Raw genomic sequence first — 2,865 nt, 5'->3', positions numbered from 1 at the left:
GTTCGCGGTTGGTGAGCACGTCCGCTCCCTCGGGCTCCGGCTCGGGGCGGCGGAGTTCGACGGCAGGACCGGTCGCCTGGTCAGGCTGGGCGGGGTCGAGCTGGCCGGACCCGTGCTGGACGTGTGGCGCGCCCCGACCGAGAACGACCGCGGCCAGGGCACCAGGAACGCGCTGGCCGCCGACTGGGAGGCCGTGGGGTTAGACCGCTTCCTCCACCGGACCGGCGACATCGAGCGGCCCGACGACCGGACGCTCGTCGTCCACGGCCGCAGCGGCCCCGCCACCAGGACCCTGGGCTTCCGTACCACCTGCACCTGGCGCTGGCAGGACGGCGCCCTGACCCTGAGCATCGAGGCCGACCCCGTCGGAGACTGGCACGACACCGCCTACGGCCACCTCAGCGTGACCCCGCCCCGCATGGGCGCCCGCTTCGCCCTGCCGGGCGGCTACACCGAGGTCACCTGGTTCGGCCCGGGCCCAGGCGAGTCGTACGCGGACAGCCGGGCCGCCGCGCCGGTCGGCCGGTACGCGCGTTCGATCGACGCCCTCCAGACCCCGTACGTCGTGCCCCAGGAGAACGGCAACCACGTCGAGACCCGCTGGCTCGAAGTGTCGGGCCCCGGGCTGGCGACCCTGCGCGTGGACGGCGAGCCGTACGTCGACTTCACCGCCCGCCGCTGGACGAGCGAGGCGCTCCAGACCGCCCGCCGCCCGCACGACCTGACCGACTCGGGCCGGGTCTGGCTGAACCTGGACCACGGCCAGCAGGGGCTCGGCAGCGCCTCCTGCGGCCCCGCGCTGCCCGAGCGCTACCGCCTGCCGATCCGGCGCTACTCCTGGTCGATGACGCTGACCGTCTGAGAGGACGTTGATCGCATGACAGAACCGTCCAAGTTCGACTTCTGCCCGTGGTTGTTCTGGGACCACGCGACCGAGGAGGATCGCCGCGCCCAGGAGCGCCATCAGGCCGCGCTGCGCGAGGGGATCGGCCTCGACGCCGCCGGGAAGGTGTTCATCTCGCCGCTGGCCGCCGTGCACACCGACCGGTTGCGGATGGGTGACTTCTGCTACATCGCCGCCCACGCCTACGTCACCGACGACATCTCCATGGGCGCGGACTGCACCGTCAACCCGTACGCGGTGGTGCGGGGACGGGTGGAGCTCGGTGACGCCGTGCGGATCGGGGCGCACACGTCCCTGCTGGGGTTCAACCACGGCACCGCGCCCGACCGTCCCGTCTTCCGCCAGCCCATCACGACCCGGGGCATCCGGGTCGGGAATGACGTGTGGATCGGCTCCAACGTCGTCGTGCTCGACGGGGTGACGATCGGGGACCACGCCGTCGTCGGGGCGGGCTCGGTCGTCACCAAGGACGTGCCCGCGTGGGCGATGGTGGCGGGCAACCCGGCCCGGCCGCTCCGCGACCGCCGCACCGCCCGCGACACCCCGGCCTCCGGCGACACCCCGGCCTCCCGGAACACCCCGGATCCTGCCCCCGCCGTGCAGAATGTCGTCCCGCACACCGCCGGCCGTGCTCTCCCGGACGCCGCGCCCCTCATCGGCGACGACCTCGAACGGCGGCTCGCCGACTTCGCCGGGCGGGCCAGGGCGCAGGCCGAGGCGGTGCTCGCCCGCTGCTGGACCGGCGAGCGGTACGTGGACCGCCCGGACGCCCAGCCGACCGTCCGCGCCTGGGCCGACGCCGTCGAGATCGCCGACCTGCTCCTCGGCGGGCCGCCCCCGGTGCCGGCCAGGGAGGAGATCGTCGCGTTCCTGCGCGACCGCCAGGACCCCGCGACGGGACTGGTGCCGGAGATAGGCGCCCCCGGCTCACCCGAACGGGAACGCGCGAAGTCACCGGGGACCGAAGGGCCGCCGGAGGAGGATGCGAGCGGCGGACGCCCCGAGCTGGAGGGCGTCACGGCGTATCACATCCTGTCCGTCGGGTACGCGCTCGACCTGCTCGGCACCGGTTTCGCGCACCCGATCAGGGCGGTCTCCGACCTGGCGCCGAAGGACCTGATCGCGACCCTGGACGGCCTCGACTGGGCGCGGAACGCGTGGACGGCCGGGTCGTGGGTGGACGCGTTCGGCACCGGCCTCTATCGCAACCTCGCCGGCTTCGGCGTGCGCGGCGAGAACCTGGAGACCCTGTACGGCTGGCTGCTCACCCGCTGCCGCCAGGCCCACGGCATGTGGGGCGAGCCGGACGGGGACGCGGGATGGCTGCAGGTGGTCAACGGCTTCTACCGGCTCACGAGGGGTACGTTCGCGCAGTTCGGGCTACCGCTGCCGTACCCCGAGCGGGCCGTGGACACCGTGCTCGCCCAGGCCCGCGACCCGCGCTACTTCGGCCACGGCAACGGCAACGCCTGCAACGTGCTCGACGTCATCCATCCGCTCTGGCTGACCGGCCGGCAGACCCCGCACCGGCGCGCGGAGGGCGAGGCGTGGGCCAGGGAGCAGCTGGATCGCGCGCTCGGCGGCTGGCAGGACGGCGCGGGCCTCAGCTTCGCCCTGACTTTGGGGCACGGCGAGGCCCGCACGCCTGGGTTGCAGGGGACGGAGATGTGGCTGGCCATCATCTGGCTGCTCGCCGACTACCTGGGGATCTCCGACACCCTTGGCTACCGGCCCCGGGGGGTCCACCGCCCGGAGCCGGCCCTCCAGCTTCCCGGCTGACCCGGGCTGGGTGGCTGCTGTCCGGGTCGGCCTGTTCGCGGTGACGCCGGGGCCGGGATGAGTGCTGGATGGCCTCGTCGTAGTGAGCGCAGGTCGATGGCCGCTGCCATCGCGCGGTGGCCGGCCGCGCTCGGGTGCAGGTGGTCGCCGCAGTCGTGCCGGGACAGCAGGTGGGCAGGGCG

General features: G+C 74.0%; 2 protein-coding genes. Both read left to right on the top strand.

Going from position 1 to position 2,865, the window contains the following annotated elements; genetic code table 11:
* The coding region (locus ETD85_RS61345; protein WP_240780166.1) for a beta-galactosidase small subunit at positions 1–862 on the top strand (862 nt) is incomplete at its 5' end.
* Between the two features lie 15 nt (positions 863–877).
* Complete coding sequence (locus tag ETD85_RS67180; RefSeq protein ID WP_138698947.1) at positions 878–2,683, top strand: DapH/DapD/GlmU-related protein; 1,806 nt, start codon at positions 878–880, stop codon at positions 2,681–2,683.
* Positions 2,684–2,865 lie beyond the last annotated feature (182 nt).

It is taken from the genome of Nonomuraea zeae (assembly GCF_005889725.1).
Classification (GTDB): Bacteria; Actinomycetota; Actinomycetes; order Streptosporangiales; family Streptosporangiaceae; genus Nonomuraea; species Nonomuraea zeae.
This window is presented reverse-complemented; position numbering and strand designations above follow the sequence as displayed.

Bases quoted from the DNA above. Each gene is read 5' to 3' on its own strand.
- ETD85_RS67180 (WP_138698947.1), top strand. From the start codon at position 878: ATGACAGAACCGTCCAAGTTCGACTTCTGCCCGTGGTTGTTCTGGGAC.